This is a genomic window from Candidatus Magnetaquicoccus inordinatus, assembly GCF_004217665.1.
Lineage (GTDB): Bacteria > Pseudomonadota > Magnetococcia > Magnetococcales > Magnetaquicoccaceae > Magnetaquicoccus > Magnetaquicoccus inordinatus.
The window spans coordinates 1-2409 of sequence record NZ_RXIU01000344.1 but is presented as its reverse complement, the minus strand read 5'-3'; the positions used below and the strand labels follow the sequence as shown (position 1 = coordinate 2409).

The window sequence follows — 2409 nt, the reverse complement described above, 5'->3', positions numbered from 1 at the left end:
ACGATTTTTCAGCACGACGGAACGGCGTAGCCTTGTTTAGTCCACCGGCATAGCCGGTGGCTTACCTGTTGGAGTTAAAATTTTCTCCCTTTTTGCCGGATGCAGATCGGAATGTTCTGACCAGCGAAGTGTTGTCACGTCGTTCCATGCAGGTTCGCTATCTGAGCTGTTATTTGACTGATTTGGGGGTAAATTGCGTTCTTGAGGAGTCCGACTATTATGATTGGGACTATCTGGCGCAGTATCAGGACTTTTACAGCAAAGGGGCAAATGATTATGTAAATCGCTGTAAAAGGTTGCATTTCTTTTCTCTTGCTGCTGAAGATTCATCAAAACAGATAGAAGAAAAGCTGAAAGAATTGTTTCTTCACGCTATGGGCAGTGGCATAGCCGGGCCGAAACGTGAGGAGTCAGGCAAGGAGGTTGTTTCGAGTGATGACGCATTAAAGAGGTTGCAGAAAAATTACTGTGGCTTTGTCGTAATCAGACCATTGCGCCGCCTATATCTGGGACGCACAGTATTGACTTGCCGTAGCCATAATTGTGCGGATGAATTTACTGCTGTGCGCATACAGTCGCCAGAGAGAGAACATGTTCGATCTTGCGTGTGTAATACGGCGCAAAGCTATAAGGTTCATATTGCTGGGGTGACACTGACTGTGCATGGATTGGCTTGGCAGCAGCAGGATATGGCTACTGGAGCCTGTGGTACAGTCAGCTTGTGGAGTGCTTTGCAGTCTCCCGTTTATGGACCACGGAGGATCTCCTCTCCAGAATTGACCCGTATGGCCAATGAAATGGATGCCCAAGAGAAGCATTCACCCTCTTTGGTCTATCTACGCCGCAGCCAACTCTCTGCGGCTATTCGGCAGCAGCCCGGGTTATCATCAGTGACGATATTGGGTGATCTGCATGGCAGAGGCTCTCACAGCTATAGCTTTAGTCTCTCCTCTTTTATTCACCATAGCCTGTTATATTTGCGTTGCGGTATTCCTTTGTTGGCTATGGGCTCAAACGATCGCCACCAGATACAACATGTCAATTGTTTGATCGGGTTCCGGCAACCGGAGAGCAGTGCGCCTTTGTTGCCGACAAAAGAGTCTCTCCTTGCTTTTGAGGAGGCCACTTATCAAAATTATTATCTGCACGATGACGAGATTGGTCCCAATATGCCGATTCGTATCGTTATCGTGCGCATTTATGAATTTTTTATCGAAGCGCGCAATGTCTTGTTTGATTTTTTGCGCGTTGTGTCCAAGGTCGAACAATTGGCACTGGTTGTTGAGCTGCTCATTAAGAGAAAACAGAATCACATGAAGGAGAAGTGGCCACCTGGAACCATGCAGCAGGGGGAGCTGATGGCACAGTTGCAAACTGCATTGGCGGAGATGAAGATTCCCTTGCGCTGGGCAACCAAGATGCCATGCGCACAATTTGTTTATCGTGAATTATATAAAAAAACTAAAGCAGTTTTTAAGCTGTATATGAATTACTTAAATTTTTATGAGTATGAGAAAATCATGATCCTGCTTGCGCGCAATGATCCGCTGCCATTAAATGTTCCAGAATATTATGGACAGTTGCAAAATTATATTGAAGAGGAAAAGCATGGAATCTTTGTTGGGATTCCTAAGGGAGTCGCCCTGCAGAAACAATTTGCTTGTCTTCTTTCTGGAATGATTTTTTTGAACCATATTAATAGGATGGAAGAAGAGCTGTTGCATGATCCCCTGTTGCGTACCTATGCGTTTGATGAGCAACAGAGGCATATCATTTTTGTTTTGGACCCCGATCGAAAAGCGGAGGGGCACCAGGGGTTGTCTGACGATCCAGAGAAGTGGCCTGTATTGGAGCCATTTATACCATCCAGTTTGCATGTTGCTGTTCCAGAAGAGATTGTGACTTCGCCCAGGCAGATTCTGGGGGCTGCCGAAGAGAAGTTGTTGGCTGTCCGAACCGCCTACCAAATGATACGGAACATCGCAAAACGTGGGCGCAATGGAGACGAAGCAAAAGATGAGTGGCCCCGATGGCGCTGGAGTGTGAGCAGTTTTTTTGCCGATCACGTCGATTTTCTGGAGCATATTTTGCCGGATACCATCCGCAAGATGAGTGGTTGTAAGGAGAAGCAATCCGAGGCAGCGACTCAGGTGGCAGAGAGTGATTGGCAAATCCAGGAACGGAGGTTGCGTGCAGTGCGCCAGCAGATTTATGACAATGCACGCCTGATGAGTCGGTTTATTGGTGTATTGCGTTTCCAAGTGCGTGCGCAAGATGCGTCATCTGCGCAACCTGTGTTTGATGTTTTGTTTGGCACCAACGACAGTGAGTTGTAAGCGGTGAATTCTCCGCGTATCTCAGCTCATTGACAAAATGGCTTTATCAATGTTCCATGGGAGGAGTTTTTCG

General features: G+C 46.9%; 1 protein-coding gene. It reads left to right on the top strand.

Features of this window, described 5'->3' with window-relative positions; genetic code table 11:
• The first annotated feature begins 56 nt into the window (after positions 1 to 56).
• Complete coding sequence (locus EJP87_RS15430) at positions 57 to 2336, top strand: hypothetical protein (protein WP_130472750.1); 2280 nt, start codon at positions 57 to 59, stop codon at positions 2334 to 2336.
• Positions 2337 to 2409 lie beyond the last annotated feature (73 nt).